Origin of the sequence: Methylophaga sp., from assembly GCF_009711715.1 — a bacterium.
Classification (GTDB): domain Bacteria; phylum Pseudomonadota; class Gammaproteobacteria; order Nitrosococcales; family Methylophagaceae; genus Methylophaga.
In genome coordinates this window covers 177166-193003 of the sequence record NZ_VENF01000001.1, presented here as the reverse complement: position 1 = coordinate 193003, position 15838 = coordinate 177166, and the positions used below count along the sequence as shown (strand labels likewise).

Here is a 15838-nt window from a genome sequence, read left to right as displayed (position 1 = left end):
TTAGTTATTGATATAGCTGTAGAATTTCAAATCATCCGAGATGGCACCGCGTAGTCCTACGACTTTGGATGCAAATGCCTGGGCCTCATGCAGCATGGTATTGATATCCCAGTCATGCAACAGACCGTGAATATACATGGCAGTAAAGGCATCGCCGGCACCAACAGCATCCACCACCTGCTCATTCGAAGTCGGTTTGACCAGATGGAACTCACCCTCAGTATCTCTGACGATGGCACCTTTCTCGCCACAAGTCACTATCAGTTGATCCAGATGAAAATGCGTATGCATTCGCGTCATATCCTGATGCAGATCGGCACTGCGAAAACCAAGCTCAGCCAGTTCATTCTGATTGAGTTTGACCCAGCGTGCCTGTTCAAGCCAGTGATAGACATCATCTTTCTGCCACCAGGGACTACGCAGGTTCACATCGACAAAAATATCGTAGTCCGGGTTTTCGCTGAGTTTCTGCAGCGTCTGGTGGCTGATATCACTGCGCGCAGCCAAAGAGCCGTGATAGAACAGGCCGGAGCTTGGTAAATCGTTGATCGCCGGGTAATCAATATAGTCCCAGGCACTGTCGCTGGCGATGTCATAGGCCGGTTCACCGTTATTGAAACTGACATTGACCCGTCCGGTCGGATGCGCCCTGTCAAGTTGCAGTGTGGCTGCAGACAGGCCCCAGTCCTTCACCGCCTGCTGGATTCGCTGTCCCAGATCATCATTGCCGATGCGACTGATAAAGACCGGGTTGTCGCCCATTGCCTGCAAATGCCAGGCAACATTAAAAGGTGCACCGCCCAGCTTGTTTTCACCATCGGGAAAACAGTCAAACAGAACTTCTCCGAAGATCGTTAGCGATTTTGAATGCGTCATGACAGTTTCTCTGTGTTGCTTGTCTCTGCGAAATAAGGGGAATAATGAAATACACCCTGCAGAACACCGGCCGAATAATTGCCGTTGTGCTGGTGTGGATCATTGCTGGCAAGATACAGCGCGTCAGGATGACCGTTATGCTGGGATAATTGCTGGGCCGCTTTTTTAATCTCATCACTGGCATTGGCCACCAGTACCGACTGTATCTGACTGGTCAGTACGGGCAAATCATTGCCACTGTCACCAGCGAAGATCACTTCCTTGAGATCGTAGCCAAGCTTATTTTGTAAAAAATTGATCGCATGCAATTTGGTGGCATTTTGGGGCAGCACATCGAGCAGTCCGATGTTTTTTGGCTCATCCACGCTCCAGAGAATGCTGGCCTCCACGCCTGCTTCACTCAGAAATGCTTCGATGCGGGCAATAATACTGTCCTTATCAAGATACAGCGGCAGGTAGTAACTCAGTTTATGGGTGTTCTGCTTACTGCTCTCCTGCAAACGCAGTTCACTGATAGGTTTCAGAATGGTTTTGAGCTGTGCGTGGGTTTTACCATGCCAGTCCTGATCGATTTCCGCTTCCCAGTCTGCCATTTGCTGCCAGCTGCCCTTGCCTATCTGGTAGATCTTGGTGCCGACATCAGTGATGGCAAAGTCAGGCTCGGGTAAGGCATAGTTTTTGATGGCCCGTTTGACCAGCGAAACATGACGACCGGTCACATAGACCAGCTTGACATCAGGCCTGCCGCAAAAGCGGTTAAACTCACGTCGGGCCTCAGGCGGTTCCGGCTGAAACCCGTTGGGGATAATCGTCCGATCCATGTCGGTACAAAGCAGCAGTTTGGGTTCTTTCATGACAGTGCTTTCTTGCTTTTGACGAGATCAAAAAACTGGTAATGGGCCAGTGCTTCCAGAATACCGGCCGCATGAGATTCGGTAGCAAAATAGATCCGGTCAGTATCCACCAGCTGTGATAATTCTTCATGGTGCCGGTTGGCCACCACAGCCGCCAACGTATTGCCACGCATCATATCTTCATCGGCGCCGGAACCGCCCACCACCAGAATATGCTCCAGCGGAATCTGCCAGCGGTCGGCGACATAACGCAGCGCCATGCCCTTGGAAGCGCGAATCGGCAAAATATCCAGATACTGACCAAAGGCGAGCTGGGCATGCACGGATTGTTCTTCCTGATGAAGCAAACGTTTGATAGCTTCAATGTCTGCCTCTTCCGGGTCAATGTAGTAACTCAGCTTGAACCGGCTCTGTTCCGATTTGGGCTGTTTTTCCAGCCCGGGATAGTCATCCAGTAAGGGCCGGATTTTGTGCGGTGTCCAGTGATAGTCGATATGCTCTGCCCAGCCTTTATCCGGTGTCAACTTGGGCGCGTAATAGATTTCGGTACCGGAACTGGTGATCAGTATGTCGGGTTCCGGGATCTGGTGTTTCTTCATCAGCCGCAATGCCACATCGAGCCGACGACCGGTGGCGATGGCAAATTTGGTGTTTTTGCGGTTCACTCTCAGCAGGCTGAGCAGTTCCTGCAATGAATCGTCATCACCGATAAGATTCAGATCGAGGTCACTGACCAGGGCTCTCTCCGCATACATCTGGCTGGTTCGCTCCAGCGGTTTTCGATGCAGGAAATCAGCACGATCAGCAATCGGTCTGACCAGTTGCATATAGCGCTCAGCATGGGCCTGCCATGAGTAGTGCTTGGCCACGCCTTCCAGGCCCTGTCGTGAAAACAGGTTCCAGGTGGCAGTGTCCGAGAGCAGGTTCAGCAAGGCCTCTGTGACAGTCGCGGCTTCCAGCGGATCAATCAGGATGCCGTTATGACAGTTACCGATAATATCTCTGGGCCCGCCATCTTCCGTCGCCACAATCGGCAGACCCGAGGCAGCAGCTTCTATCAGCGTTAAGCCAAAAGGTTCAGTTAAAGCCGGGTTGACAAACACCCCGCCGGATGCCGCCGCAATCCGGTAAATCAAGGGCACCTGTTCGCGTCTGTGGTGTTTGGGCAATGCCACCTTGCCGTATAAATCATAACGGTCAATGGTGACCAGCAAATCGTGAAATACCTCCTGTGCGCCCTGTTCCAGATCATCAATATCGTCACGGTTGCCGGCTATGATGACGATATTGGCCAGTTGCTGAAGCTCTTCGGATTCACCATAGGCTTCAATCAGCACACCGATATTCTTACGTTTATCCGGTCGTGATAATGCCAGAATAATCGGTTTGTCAGGCTCTTTGAGGTGAGTAGTAAGATAGCCGAATAATTCATCTTCCAGTTCACCACCGACTGGTGGTTTAAACTGCTTGATGTTGGTACCCGGCGGAATGACCCGCATCTGTTCAGGCTGGTAATGATCGTAGATTTCGTACTGTTCTTCAATTTCCTGATGCGTGCTGGTGATAACCCGTTCTGCCGTGGCCAGTGTGATTTCTTCGGCCTCAACCCGACGCGACATGTTATAGCGGGCTTCAATCTGATCGGCGCTCAGTCCGCTGGCCAGCAAACGCCGGCGTTTAACCCGACCCAGTGAATGGCCGGTATGGACCAGGGGAATACCGAGTAAATTGGCCACATGGGAACCGACCAGGCCGGCATCCGCATAATGGCTGTGAATCAGATCGGGAAACTGATCCTGGTCACGGAAAAAATCAGCGAGATTGTCCGCAAACACATCCAGATGATCCCAGAGATGTTCTTTATAGATGTATTCATCGGGACCGGCATCAATTCTGACTATGCGAAACTTGTCATTGATTATTTCAAGCGCCTCGGCATAATCCGGGGAGACGTGCTCATCTTCAATGCGGCGGGTGATCAAATCCACCTGGGCGACATCAGGCCGTTCTGACAATGCCTGTGCCAGCTCCAGTACATATAAGGTCTGGCCTCCGGTATCCGCATCTCGTCCCAGTTCCAGATTTCGTCCGCGGATAAGCCCGTGAACACTGATAAGGGCAATATAGATCGGTCCCGGTTGGTCGCTCATGTAGATTGATTCTCCGAAAATGTTGTCGTACGCCACAGCAGGAATGCGATGCGTAGAACGTTGATCCTGAGTCTACTATAGCATCCCTGCAGGTGAGCCTGATGACAGTGAAGTCACAAAACCAGCATGCCGGCAGGTCAGTCGGCATGCGATTAGGACAGGTGGGAACAGCCAGTGTTCCGCGAATAAGCTGCCGTCGCTGGCAGGCTTATTTGAATAGAGATTTCAGCCTGGCACTCAGCCGGTGAAAGAAGCGATGCTTATTACCGGCAGCCTGACTGGTCAGGAAATTGATCTGAATCGACTGGCGTTTGCCTTCAAAACTGGGATAACCATGCCAGCAATTATCGGTGACCTTAAAAGCCAGCAGACTGCCTGGTCCGGGGGCAATTTCCTCGACATAGTCTTCCATATCATGCTCACTGCGCAGCACCCGCAATCTACCGGTTTCTGCCGGCCATTCCTGATTCAGGTAAATCAGAATCGTCGCCACCTTGGTTTTGGAGTCAGTATGGATACGGCCGTCTTTTTTCCGGGAATAACCACGCAAGGTAATCATCATGGGCAGTTCCATGACCTGGACATCAAACTTGTCACAGATAATGCGACGAAATTCAGGGGTGTCGATGGAATCAATCAGGGACTTGAACGTCGGATGCATCTCAACATCGTCGATGTTGTAACTACCACCGTCATTGATAGAAGGAAAAGCTTTGATGATATCGTCGACCTTATCTGAATCGATCGCGCTGTCGACCGTGAAATAGGGATAGGGGTCGGTTTTCAACAACGCACTCGAGAGTGCATCCAGTTTGAATACGTTTTGCATAAAAATGTCACAATGTCCTGATAAGCTGTAAGGTTACCATGCGCCACTATAGGCAGAAAGCAATTTATTCGCAGCGATCATGCCGTCCTGCCCACTTTTGTATGCCTCAGCGATAGATAGCCAGTTCGCGCTCGCAACGTTCCCGGTTGCGATCTTCCTGAGTGACAACGGATTCAATCCAGGCAATATACTCGGCGGGCAGCATATGCTCCCGGGCGCCTTCAAGCACATGTCGCTTGTACCAGGGATAGGGGCTGAGCCCGGGTTCGAGCAGGACAGCAAGATAAGTCAGGGCCTCCAGCCGCTGGCCATCTTCGGTCTCGACCTCAACTTGCACGACTTTGTAGCCCTCGCCTTCACACATATCGAGCTCGGCCTGCTCCTCAGCATCAAACAGAAATAAGACGCCCCGGGTCAGATCATCCGGGTTACCAGTCTGATACGCATCACATTTGGCGGAGTCATCCACCAGGCTGTGTTTGTGAAAACGAAGTTGATGCCCCTGAAGCACTGCCCTGGCATACACCTCTGCCGATGGCACCCTGGCCTGCAGTCGACGGCTGGACATATTGGAGCCATAGGCAAAATAGAGCACCTTCCCGCGCTGGGCCGTTTGCCCTTTCTGACCAGCTTCACTCATTGTGGCAATGGCAAGACAGCCAGCCTGTTATTAGGCAGTGGCAACAACGTCGGCTTAAAGTGAAGACAGCATCTCATCTATTTCAATCATCACATTCTCGATATTTCTCGGAATCGTTTCCTGTGGCCGCCCTTTCACTTCAGTTTTGAATTCCTGCAACAGTTCGCCGGACTCAACGTCAACAACGCGAAGCATGATGTAGGAAAACAGGTAAGTGGGTTTATGGTAGCGTCCGACGACGACATAGTCGGCACCGAATTTCTCGCCCAGACCCGCGGCCTCGCCGGGCCGGTCAAACAGAAAACCGACGCCTTTATCGGCTTTTTTATGCGCCTTGTCGTTAATACTGACCAGCTCATACTGGTCCCGTTTTTCAAAGCCCTCACGCACCAGGCTCTCTGTCAGCGCCACGTTACGCGCATCGTTGGCCGCGATGTCTGCGTTTTTCTGCGGATCACTCAATTCCATTGTCAGATTCAGCAGCTCCATATCGAGCACGGCGACTTTGCTGTCGGCCAGCACACTCGCTGAAACCAAAAGACTGAGTGAAACAAGCAGTTTCGAGAATAACTTCATATTTCTCCTATTAAATCATCGTATTAATCAATTTAGCCAGACCACTATAACGAAACTGACCTGCCCCGGGTCAACCGGCGCAGGTCAGAAAAGGGTCCTCGAATCAGTTTTAATCAGCTGGCGAGGCTAACCTGCACCAGGTTGTCCGTGAAGGTGGGTGCATGGCCCATATCGACAAACTCAGCCGAGCTGACGCAGTTGACTGTGCCTTTATTGAGCTGACGCCAGTAGCCCAGCGTGGCGACCACAATACCCGGACTGACATCATCAGTAATTTGCGCCACACCTTCGAAGGCGCCGCGCTGATTGAAAACACGGACCTTGTCACCGCTCTGGATATTGCGCATATCCGCATCCGCCGCATTGATCATCACAAACTGTTCACCCTGACCTTTGATCTTGTCCTCAATATTGGCGTAACAGGAGTTCAGAAAACCATGGCTCTTGGGCGAGATAATATTGAGTGGAAATTCGCTGGCCAGGGTCGGATTGGATTCAGCCGTTTCCCGTGAAGGCACATAATCGGGCAGGCTGTCGATAGGCTCGCCCGGCTGGAAACCTTCATACATTTGCCGGAACGGCGGTGCCACAAAATTGGTTGCGCCTTCAACCATAAACTCGCATTTGCCGGAAGGTGTCGGAAAATTGCCTTCCTTGTGAGGCGCCCTGTTATCACGGGTCCCGACATTCAGGCGGGCAAAGCCATGTTTGCGCAGATAGGCCAGATCGATTCCCTCACAGGCCGGCGCATCCCAGTCAACATAATTTTCCAGGCATTCAGAATCAGACCATTTGAAATTCTCTTCTTCATAGCCCATTTTTGCCGCCAGGCGACGGAATATTTCATTATTAGGCAGCGCTTCACCGGGCGCTTCAGCGCATTTCTCATTGTAGGTCAGATACAAGTGGCCCCAGGACAGAATCATATCTTCCATTTCAGCACCCATCGCTGCTGGCAAGACGATATCTGCATAGGAAGCGGTATCAGACAGGAAATGTTCAGCCGACACCATGAATAAATCCTCACGCATCAGACCTTCAACAATCTTGTCGGTTTCAGCGGCCTGAGTGACCGGGTTGGCATTCCAGCACATCATCGATTTGATCGGTACATCCAGGTTCATTTCGCCATTAAGCGCACGACCGATTTGAATCGCATTAATCACCCGGGTACCTTCCGGAATCAGGTCAGGCCGGCTGATCACATCGAATTTATAAGGATGCTCCCACACCGGGAACTGAGTCGCCCCGCCGCCGACATGGCGCCAGGCACCGGTTAGTGCCGGCAGGCAGGTCACAGCACGGATCGCCTGGCCACCACCGAAATTACGCTCCAGTGCGACACCGAGACGGATGGCGGAGGGTTGCGTAGTCGCATACTCGCGCGAAAAAACCCGTATTTCCTCAGCCGGGATCCCGGTAATTTTCTCGGCCCATTCCGGCGTGCGGGTTTTGGCCCGCTCTGCCAGTTCAGCAAAACCCACGGTGTAATTATCGACGTAATCCTGATCCTGCAGCCCTTCCTCGATGATGACATGCATCATCGCCATTGCCAGCGCACCATCAGTGCCCGGTTTGGGGGCAATATGCCAGTCGGCTTCCTTGGCGGTCCGCGAGCGGTACGGATCGATGACGATAACCTTGGCACCACGCTTCTGGGCTTCTTTGACGATATGCCAGTGATGCAGGTTGGTGCTGACCGAGTTACAGCCCCAGATCACAATAAACTTGGAGTGAATGTAACTTTCCGGATCAAGCCCGGCAGTCGGCCCGACCGTCAGCAGCCAGGCGGTGCAGGAGCCCTCTCCACAGAAAGTCCGCTCGCAAACCGTGGCCCCCATCTTATTAAAGAACGCGTCGCCACCGTTGAGGCCATGCACCAGCCCCTGATGGCCGAGATAGCTGTAGGGAATAATCGCCTGCGGGCCATATTCATCGATAATCGCTTTCCAGCGGGTGGTAATTTCGTCAAGCGCCTCGTCCCAGCTGATGCGCTCAAACTGACCGCTGCCTTTGGGACCGGTTCGTCGCATCGGATAGAGCAGCCGATCCGGATGATAGTGCCGCTTTTCGTAGTCTTTCAGCTTGACGCAGAGACCGCCCCGGGTCATCGGGTGCTCGGCATTGCCTTTGACGGACAGCAGTTTGCCGTTTTCAACTTCAAATACCATGGAACACGTGTCGGGACAGTCATGCGGACAAGCGCCATGGTGCGTGGTTTTTAAAACACTGGCCATTTCTCTCTCCTCTAATCATCTGATTTTTATTATTTTTGTTATGTTTTACGTATTTAGATCCTAATCAGGACTATACACCATATTCAGACGGGAAATTTGCCCAGCAACACACAGGATTTACGCTATTACCGCCAGTGCCTGTTCCAGGTCGCGGATCAGGTCCTGCACTGCCTCAAGCCCCACGGACAGTCGAATCATCCGCTCACTGATGCCGGCCTCATCAAGTAACTGCTGCGGCAAGCCATAATGAGAACTGGTCACCGGCTGTGTGATCAGTGTTTCCGCTCCACCCAGGCTGGGTGCCAGCTTCATCAGACTGAGTTTGTCGACAAATTGCCGGGCAGCCGAACCGCTGTCTTTGATATCAAAGCTGAGCATACCGCCAAACCCCTGCATCTGGCGGGCAGCGAGGTCGTGATCCGGCGAAGACGGCAGTCCGGGGTAATAAACCTGCGCGACGGCCGGATGCTGGTGCAGAAATTCTGCCAGTGTCTGCGCATTGCTGTTGTGCCGTTCCACCCTCAATGGCAGCGTAACCAGGCTTCGTTTGAGTTTGTGCGCGATTTCCGGTGCAATCGCCTGTCCCAGGCTTTTGCGCCAATGATTAAGTTCGGTAATGTCCTGATCTCTTCCAGACACAACCCCGGCAGTCAGGTCACTGTGGCCACCCAGATATTTGGTCGCACTCTGTAGTGCCAGGTCAGCCCCCAGGGACAAAGGCTGCTGGTTAATCGGGGTTGCGAAGGTGTTATCCACCACCAGCCGGGCACCATGCCGATGACTGAGCATGGCTGTCTTTTCAATATCAATGACTTTCAGGGTCGGATTGGCCGGCGTTTCCATATAAACCAGTGATGCGCCCTGTTCCAGCGTTGACTCAAGCGCTTTGTCGTCTCCACTGGCAATAAACCGGCTGTTAATCCCCAGCAGACTTGCCTGCTGCTGTAAAAATACCGTGGTGCCGCCATAGATTTCCCCCACACAGACGATGCCACCACGGCCAAAAGCCAGGCTGATCGAACTGATTGCCGCCATGCCTGAGCCATAGGCCAGAGATGATTCGGCCCTGTCCAGCGCGGCCAGTCTCTGTTCCAGAGAAGTAATGCTCGGGTTCATCCCGTAACGCGTGTAAAAGGCCGCCTGTTTCTGGCCGCCCACCACTTCCAGCAAAGCTTCGGTGTCGGTAAAACTGAAGGTCGTGGAGTCATACAATGGTGACACCGCCGCGCCGAAAGGCTCATCAATCTGACCACTGTGGATCGCCTGGGTCGAGAACTCGTCATACTCTGCCATACCGCACTCCTTTGTGCTGATACCAGCCAATTATCAATTCAAATTAGAAGCTCCTGCCAATCAAGTCAATCGGCAGATAATCAGCCTGTCTGACATTCTATTAAACAAAAAAGAGAAATTCCGGCCGAAGCCGGAATTTCTCTTTCTTTATTTTGGCTGAATTAAATGCTTTTCAGCATCATTCAGTCACCACTCAGGCGGCAGCCTTCTTGGCTATCGCAGAGGATTTTTCAGCAACAGGGTCAACATCAGGTTCAATACCCCATTTCACTTTGTCGAGACCTTCTGCCTGATCTTCATCAGAAACACGCATACCAATCGTGTGCTCAAAGATAAATGACAGAATCCAGGCAGTAATGATACCCATACCCAGACTGACGGCAATACCGACAAACTGCATCATGACACCGATTTCACCATGCTGGAATGCATAGGCACCTTCTGTAATGCCCACATAGCCACCACGAGGAACACCGATGTGCAATAAACCCGTCATGATCAAACCGTAAGAACCGACACCGGCAAACAATGGCAGCAACTTGTGGTCATCAATATGACGTTTTTGCAGGGCTTCATAGATCACATACGAGACAATCGGCGCACCCAGTGCAACCAGGAACATTTGCCATGGTACATAAACATCAAAACCCGATGCACCTGATACATAACCCGCCAGCGGACCCAGCAACAGATAAGCATATTTACGTTTCCAGTAGGCGAGCACCGCACCCATCAACGCACCACCGGCCCATGCAGCACCAAAGTTATTGAAAGCCAGGCCCACACTCGTGTCAGCCATCGTCACACTCACTGCCAACGCTTCAGGATCAAAGAAGAACAGGCAGGACAGGATAACCATTGGCAGACTGGCGAAAACACTGAAAACACCGACAGTGACCAGCGCCAGACTCGGTTCTCTGTATTCAGTGACTTTAGGATGAGCGGAGAACATACCCGGACGTGGAGAGAGCTTGCTGGTAAAAACCATCGCCATACCTGCAGGGAACAGATACACGAAGCCGACCCCGAAGAAATCATGGAAACCAAGATTGGTCAGCGGTCCCACTGAACCCCAGGTCCACCAGCTCAGAATTGATGACACAATTGTCGCCACAAAACTGGTGATGAAATAAGCTGAAGCCTTCATTCTTTCAGATACCGCAAAATGCAGTAACACGTTGATGATACCGGCAAAACAAGCCAGGAAGAAAATGAATATCTGGAAGTTGTTAATACCAGGGAAAACCGCTGGATCAACATTCTGCGCCATCTCATTGGAGAGCGCCCCGCCAAACCACCAGTCCTTGATACTATCTGTTAAGGTGTAATCCACCATGACGTAGTATTGTGCAGCCCAGAACGCAAAGCCAATCAGAAAATAAGTCGCAAACCCTATAAAAAAGCCGATCATTTTCTCAATGGTCGCATTGAATGCACTTCGCCTCCTGACACCGCCAGCATCAATCAGTAGTAAACCGACCACTACGAAGATTGCCCCGACAGTACCGGAGGCATAGACAAGGTTTTGCACGAGCGAGCCAAGAGAAACTTGCTCGGCAAATTGAGTTGCTATATCAAATGCCATATCTCTATTCCTTATAGTTATCACGGATGTGAAGTCATCCGCTGAACCCGAATCTATGCCCTGCCTCAGATAAGTGTCTATTACCACTAGTAATTAACACTTAAGGAGTACAGCAAGGTAATCCGAGTGCAGAGGCAGGTTCAGGAATAGTGATGTGCAGGCATGGCGCGGAAATTCGGCACACTGAACGACATAAATGAACTTTGTTCAGGCTTGCGTGTTTTGGCAAAAGCGCATCGGTTAGCTTCCTCACCATTCATCTTCGCAAACAGCCACGATTGAGGGCGTGTGCCAGCCAAAATGCACTATCAAGGCGCCGACTACCCCTAAAAGAGTAAGCCTTCTTAATAATTGTTGGTGGTTATTAATGCAGATTTAATAGCACTTGTCTTATGACACAAATTTTAGGAGGTAAGATATGAAATATGTACAACAAGCGATTAAAGCTGATCAACCGTCCATGGGTATTGAAGGCGTCAATGCTACGCTCGGTGATACCATTGTTTCTGATAGTAAGGATAAAACCTTGTGTGCCGGTTTTTTCCACCTCAACAAAAGTGACAAACCTCTGGTTTACACCTATGACTATGAAGAAATGAAAATCATCGTTGATGGTGAGTTCATTATCACTGATGAGTCAGGTCAGAAAGTCAATGCCAAAGTCGGTGACGTTTTGTATTTTGCCGACGGCGAAACCATTACCTTTGAAACCCCCAACAAAGCGACTGGTTTTTTTGTAGGACAACGTAAGCCCCTGTAACCTACAAAAAAGGCTCAGAAAAGCGCCGGTAGCATCGTACCCCTTGCTACCGGCGCTTTTTTTTATTTCTGCTGGTGTTTCCACACCGCCGCCTCCAGGCGACTGGTCAGATTCAGCTTTCTCAGAATATTCTTGATATGCACCTTCACCGTGGTGTCGCTAATACCCAGCTTGCGGGCAATGTTCTTATTATTCATGCCTTCCGCCAGACAATCCAGAATCTCATTCTCACGATCGGTCAGGCCGGCAGACGCCACTGTCACCCTGGTATCAGGCTCCGTCAGGGCCTTTTTCAGTACATCAGTCAGACTGTCCTGTAACACCGTCACCCCGACCGAGGCTTTCATCAGATTGGCACGCAGATCTTCCGGTTCCATATCTTTCAGCAGATAACCATCGGCGCCTGATTTCAGCGCCTCCATCAGATCATCCTCAGAATCAGACACTGTCAGAATGACATAACGTGCCAGCAAACCGGTCTGTTTGAAACGGCGCAGGGTCTCCAGTCCATCCATGCCTTTCATATTCAGGTCCAGCAACACCAGATCGGGTTGCAGTTCGTCTGCCAAATCCAGTCCTTCCTGACCTGAAGCCGCTTCCCCCACCACTTCAAAATTGGGATCATCGGAAATAATCTGACTCACCCCTTTTCTGAATAAGGGATGATCATCGATTATCAATACTCTTATGATGTTATGCATGATATTTATCTCAAAAATCTGAATCTAATTATTGTGCTAATTTTGGCATGAAAGACAGGTGCACTCGCGTGCCACCGTAACGTCTTGCCATGACTTCTACTTCCCCGCCCAGTGACTGGGCCCGCTCTTTCATTATCACCTGACCATGATGGTCATAAGTGCTCGATACCGGTGTATAACCCACACCATCATCATCAATGATCAATTCGACCTCACCACTTGCCAGAAGCTGCATCAGTATCGTGACATTCTTCGCACCGGAATGGCGAACAATATTCGACAGCGCTTCCCGGACCACGTGCAGAATATGAAATTCTTCATTCACCGTCAGCCGGCAATTGACCAGCCGATTATCGAAACTGATATGCAGTTGTGAACGCTGCGAGAACTCATCAATCGTCGCCTGAATAGCATAGCCCAGCCCCCGCAGATCCATATGAACCCGGAAAGTGGTCAGCAGCTCACGCAGTTCACGATAGGCATTGTCCAGCCCTTCCCTCAGCTCCTGCACAACGGGGGCCAGCTCGCTGTCATTGGCTTTGGACTGTAACCGCGCTACCTGTATTTTCATGAACGACAATGACTGGGCCAGCGAGTCATGCAATTCACGCGCAATCGAAGCCCGCTCCTCGAGCACAGCCAAACGTCTGCCTTCTTCATCATGACTCTGATACTTGGCGGTCATTGCCAGTAAACGGGCGGTGATTTCCAGCACCCTTATCTCCGAATCTTCAAGAAAGCGTCCCTGTTCCATTTCAACCAGCAATACACCGACACCGTTACTGACACCCGAGAAAGTGACACCGAGACAAGTCAGCTGCTCATCATCAGCGGATCGGTAGTCAAAAGTCGTGGCCCCAGACTGCATCAGTTCATCGAAGACGGGATTACTGAGTACCGGTGGTTTGTGGTGGGAGAAAATAATGCGTTCCCGGGCAATCACGGCAGCATCATCGGTGTATATCAAAGCCGCGTTGACAAAGTTCATGGTGCGCTCCAGTGAATACAGGAACTTCAGTAATGTCCGTTCACTGAGCACCTCTTCACTGGCAGTTTCGATAAACTGAAGCAGAAAATCCTGCGCACGAATCAATACCCGCATATGTTCACTGGTACGGTGAGCCCAGGTCACCTCTGATTCATAGCTTTCCATCTGTGCCGAAAGCTCGGAAACGCGATGTTCCAGTTCAGCAAACTCATCGACAGCACGCCGTTCGGGCTTTTCCCCGGTTTTAATGTGGATGAAGCCCAGTAAATTATCAATCCGCTCCACCAGCACTTTTCTGGCACTGACTGCGAGCGCCAGGATGCAACTGAGCACAAAAATCAGACTGATGGCCTGCAACAAACCAATTATCGATTGTTTAATTTTGCTGTCGTTATGCAGGGCATCACTCAGTTCGTCATAGGCACTCGCCACCCGCTCAGCCACCCGCAACTGCGCGGTCACCCGCAGATTAAACTGAGCCACATCAACAAAGTTTTTCTGCTCCCGCTCTACTTTACGGACCGCAGCGACGACTTCCGGATTGTCCTGCCTGAGCATCCATAACACCTCGGGATCGGCTGTATCCAAGAAGTGCCGTTGCATCGATTTAAACGTCGCCTCGGCCTCATGCAGTTGTATCGCCTGCACATGCGAAAGTTGGCGGTGCCAATAAAGCTTTTGTTCGTTGACTTTGTCTAGGGCTGACTGGCTTGAAGGGATATAATCAAGCAGAAAAATGGTGCCCGCCTGCATCAGCAAAACGCTGGTGGCGACACACAGTAACAACATAATCAACTTGGCATAGAGTGCCCGACGGCTGAAGCTGTTCAGGAAACTGACAATGATATTTTGCTTTGCCGCCATGACTAACTGCGCTCTTCTCGTTCAGGCTGTAAATGAAAGGGGTTCGTAATGACCTTATTATTATTTTGTCTTGTCATGCTTAGCGGCATTTTTGCGGTAGTTTTCGGCTTCTGGTGGGATAGCACTGCCCCTTTCAAAGTCCATCTGTCGATGCTGGCATCAGTGCTTGCCGTGTTTCTGTCTGCACTTTTAATCATTAATATTTATCCCAGAGTGCAACGGCGCAGTCTCACTGCCAGCCAGCACAACAAGCTGGACCATGTCGGCTGGGGCCATGATATTTCCACCAAACTCTCCACACCGGCTGCCGTGGTCGAAGGCTACAGCATCAAATTTGCTAATAATGCTTTCCTCAAAGAACTGGGCATGAGTGGTATGCGTGATTTCATCACGGATATGCCCCTGACCAACCTGGTCCACCCCAGCAGCCATCAGACGTTGACCGATTTGTTCAGCGAACAGAATGGCGAAGCTTCCACTGAGACGATGGTCATCAGGATGCTTTATGTCGATGGTACGACAATCCCCGTTCATATGTCATTATCCCCGCTGGCAGCCGCTGAGGCCCCGAACCAGTTTTTACTTCAATTTACTACCACCAGTTCGATTGAGCCCTCATCACAAATCTCCGCAGAGGAGCTCACCTATCATATGCTGATCGACCGCATTGAACAGGTGGTTTTTCAGATTGATGTCGATCAGGCTTTTATTTTCCTTAACCCTTCCTGGCAGCGCTTACTCGATTACAGCCCGGAAGAAAGCCTGAATAAGCCTTTATTTTCCTATATCCACCCGGAAGATATTCCACTTGCCGAAGCCCGGCTCAACGCGCTGACTGATGGTAAACGCCAGCAGTGTCAATTCGAGCTGCGGCTTATCGCCAAAAACGGTCGGGCCCAATGGTTTGAAATGCGTGCCTCAACCACCTCCCGACTCAAAGGCGAACGTTCCAGCATCATCGGTACGCTGACCGATATCAGCCGCATGAAACTGACTTCTGCCGGCCTGCGCGCCAATGCCCGTACCGCGACTGACATGATCATGCCTAATATTCCCTGCATGCTTTATCGCTGTAAGAATGACCGTAACTGGACCTTTGACTTTGTCAGTGAAGGTTGCCTCGAAGTCACGGAATACCAGCCCTATGAAATAACCAACTCACTGCATTTCAACTATATGCAGCTTATCTATCCAGAAGATCAACCGCGAGTCTGGGAGCACGTCCAGAATCAGATCAACAAACAGCGCAGCTTCCAGATTATCTACCGCATTCTGACCCGTAGTAATAAGGTGAAGTGGGTCATGGAACGGGGCAAAGGCATCTTTTCCGGCAGTGATGAACTGCTAACGCTGGAAGGTGTCATTATCGATCTCAGCTGTGATGACTTCTCTGCCCTCGAATATGGCCTTGAGCAGATCCTCAACGCCCAGGTGGAATCCTGAACGCACTTTTTGCAAACATTAGGTCCGAATCCAGACAAAAAA

At 51.0% G+C, this 15838-nt stretch carries 13 protein-coding genes; 2 read left to right on the top strand and 11 right to left on the bottom strand.

What is annotated here, in order from left to right; translation table 11 throughout:
- The 9 genes from FH755_RS00905 to FH755_RS00865 all read right to left on the bottom strand — a co-directional run bounded on the left by FH755_RS00905 (window position 1) and on the right by FH755_RS00865 (window position 11040).
- Complete coding sequence (locus FH755_RS00905; RefSeq protein ID WP_292437763.1) at window positions 1-876, bottom strand: carbohydrate kinase; 876 nt, start codon at window positions 874-876, stop codon at window positions 1-3.
- Window positions 873-1730 (bottom strand): HAD-IIB family hydrolase, encoded by an 858-nt coding sequence (locus FH755_RS00900; RefSeq protein ID WP_292437761.1) that lies wholly within the window; start codon window positions 1728-1730, stop codon window positions 873-875. Before FH755_RS00900 ends, FH755_RS00905 begins: the two co-directional genes overlap by 4 nt.
- Window positions 1727-3880 (bottom strand): HAD-IIB family hydrolase, encoded by a 2154-nt coding sequence (locus tag FH755_RS00895; protein WP_292437759.1) that lies wholly within the window; start codon window positions 3878-3880, stop codon window positions 1727-1729. The genes FH755_RS00900 and FH755_RS00895 overlap by 4 nt, the downstream gene beginning before the upstream one ends.
- 208 nt (window positions 3881-4088) lie before the next feature.
- Window positions 4089-4709 (bottom strand): 2OG-Fe(II) oxygenase, encoded by a 621-nt coding sequence (locus tag FH755_RS00890; protein WP_292437757.1) that lies wholly within the window; start codon window positions 4707-4709, stop codon window positions 4089-4091.
- A gap of 106 nt (window positions 4710-4815) precedes the next feature.
- Window positions 4816-5349, bottom strand: a complete 534-nt coding sequence (locus FH755_RS00885) for a gamma-glutamylcyclotransferase family protein (protein WP_292437755.1) — start codon at window positions 5347-5349, stop codon at window positions 4816-4818.
- A gap of 54 nt (window positions 5350-5403) precedes the next feature.
- Complete coding sequence (locus FH755_RS00880) at window positions 5404-5925, bottom strand: DUF2380 domain-containing protein (RefSeq protein WP_292437753.1); 522 nt, start codon at window positions 5923-5925, stop codon at window positions 5404-5406.
- A gap of 113 nt (window positions 5926-6038) precedes the next feature.
- On the bottom strand, window positions 6039-8162 hold the full coding sequence (locus FH755_RS00875; RefSeq protein ID WP_292437751.1) for a molybdopterin oxidoreductase family protein: 2124 nt from the start codon (window positions 8160-8162) through the stop codon (window positions 6039-6041).
- A 117-nt stretch (window positions 8163-8279) separates the two neighbouring features.
- The gene (locus FH755_RS00870) at window positions 8280-9455 is read right to left on the bottom strand and encodes a PLP-dependent aspartate aminotransferase family protein (RefSeq protein WP_292437750.1); all 1176 of its coding nucleotides are present in this window, start codon (window positions 9453-9455) and stop codon (window positions 8280-8282) included.
- Between the two features lie 193 nt (window positions 9456-9648).
- Window positions 9649-11040, bottom strand: coding sequence for an ammonium transporter (locus FH755_RS00865; RefSeq protein ID WP_292437748.1), 1392 nt, complete (start codon window positions 11038-11040; stop codon window positions 9649-9651).
- A gap of 418 nt (window positions 11041-11458) precedes the next feature.
- Between FH755_RS00865 and FH755_RS00860 the strand changes: the two genes are divergently transcribed.
- Window positions 11459-11800 (top strand): cupin domain-containing protein, encoded by a 342-nt coding sequence (locus FH755_RS00860; RefSeq protein WP_292437746.1) that lies wholly within the window; start codon window positions 11459-11461, stop codon window positions 11798-11800.
- A 62-nt stretch (window positions 11801-11862) separates the two neighbouring features.
- Here the strand turns inward: FH755_RS00860 and narL are convergent, their stop codons facing one another.
- The gene (gene narL / locus FH755_RS00855; protein WP_292437743.1) at window positions 11863-12501 is read right to left on the bottom strand and encodes a two-component system response regulator NarL; all 639 of its coding nucleotides are present in this window, start codon (window positions 12499-12501) and stop codon (window positions 11863-11865) included.
- A 28-nt stretch (window positions 12502-12529) separates the two neighbouring features.
- Window positions 12530-14353: a histidine kinase gene (locus tag FH755_RS00850; RefSeq protein WP_292437741.1), complete on the bottom strand. Its 1824-nt coding sequence runs from the start codon at window positions 14351-14353 to the stop codon at window positions 12530-12532.
- 48 nt (window positions 14354-14401) lie between these two features.
- Here FH755_RS00850 and FH755_RS00845 point away from each other — a divergent pair, with 48 nt between their 5' ends.
- Window positions 14402-15796: a PAS domain-containing protein gene (locus FH755_RS00845; protein ID WP_292437739.1), complete on the top strand. Its 1395-nt coding sequence runs from the start codon at window positions 14402-14404 to the stop codon at window positions 15794-15796.
- Window positions 15797-15838: the final 42 nt, after the last annotated feature.

Coding starts and splice junctions, on each gene's coding strand:
- FH755_RS00905 (WP_292437763.1), bottom strand. CDS start 876: ATGACGCATTCAAAATCGCTAACGATCTTCGGAGAAGTTCTGTTTGAC.
- FH755_RS00900 (WP_292437761.1), bottom strand. CDS start 1,730: ATGAAAGAACCCAAACTGCTGCTTTGTACCGACATGGATCGGACGATT.
- FH755_RS00895 (WP_292437759.1), bottom strand. CDS start 3,880: ATGAGCGACCAACCGGGACCGATCTATATTGCCCTTATCAGTGTTCAC.
- FH755_RS00890 (WP_292437757.1), bottom strand. CDS start 4,709: ATGCAAAACGTATTCAAACTGGATGCACTCTCGAGTGCGTTGTTGAAA.
- FH755_RS00885 (WP_292437755.1), bottom strand. CDS start 5,349: ATGAGTGAAGCTGGTCAGAAAGGGCAAACGGCCCAGCGCGGGAAGGTG.
- FH755_RS00880 (WP_292437753.1), bottom strand. CDS start 5,925: ATGAAGTTATTCTCGAAACTGCTTGTTTCACTCAGTCTTTTGGTTTCA.
- FH755_RS00875 (WP_292437751.1), bottom strand. CDS start 8,162: ATGGCCAGTGTTTTAAAAACCACGCACCATGGCGCTTGTCCGCATGAC.
- FH755_RS00870 (WP_292437750.1), bottom strand. CDS start 9,455: ATGGCAGAGTATGACGAGTTCTCGACCCAGGCGATCCACAGTGGTCAG.
- FH755_RS00865 (WP_292437748.1), bottom strand. CDS start 11,040: ATGGCATTTGATATAGCAACTCAATTTGCCGAGCAAGTTTCTCTTGGC.
- FH755_RS00860 (WP_292437746.1), top strand. CDS start 11,459: ATGAAATATGTACAACAAGCGATTAAAGCTGATCAACCGTCCATGGGT.
- narL (WP_292437743.1), bottom strand. CDS start 12,501: ATGCATAACATCATAAGAGTATTGATAATCGATGATCATCCCTTATTC.
- FH755_RS00850 (WP_292437741.1), bottom strand. CDS start 14,353: ATGGCGGCAAAGCAAAATATCATTGTCAGTTTCCTGAACAGCTTCAGC.
- FH755_RS00845 (WP_292437739.1), top strand. CDS start 14,402: ATGACCTTATTATTATTTTGTCTTGTCATGCTTAGCGGCATTTTTGCG.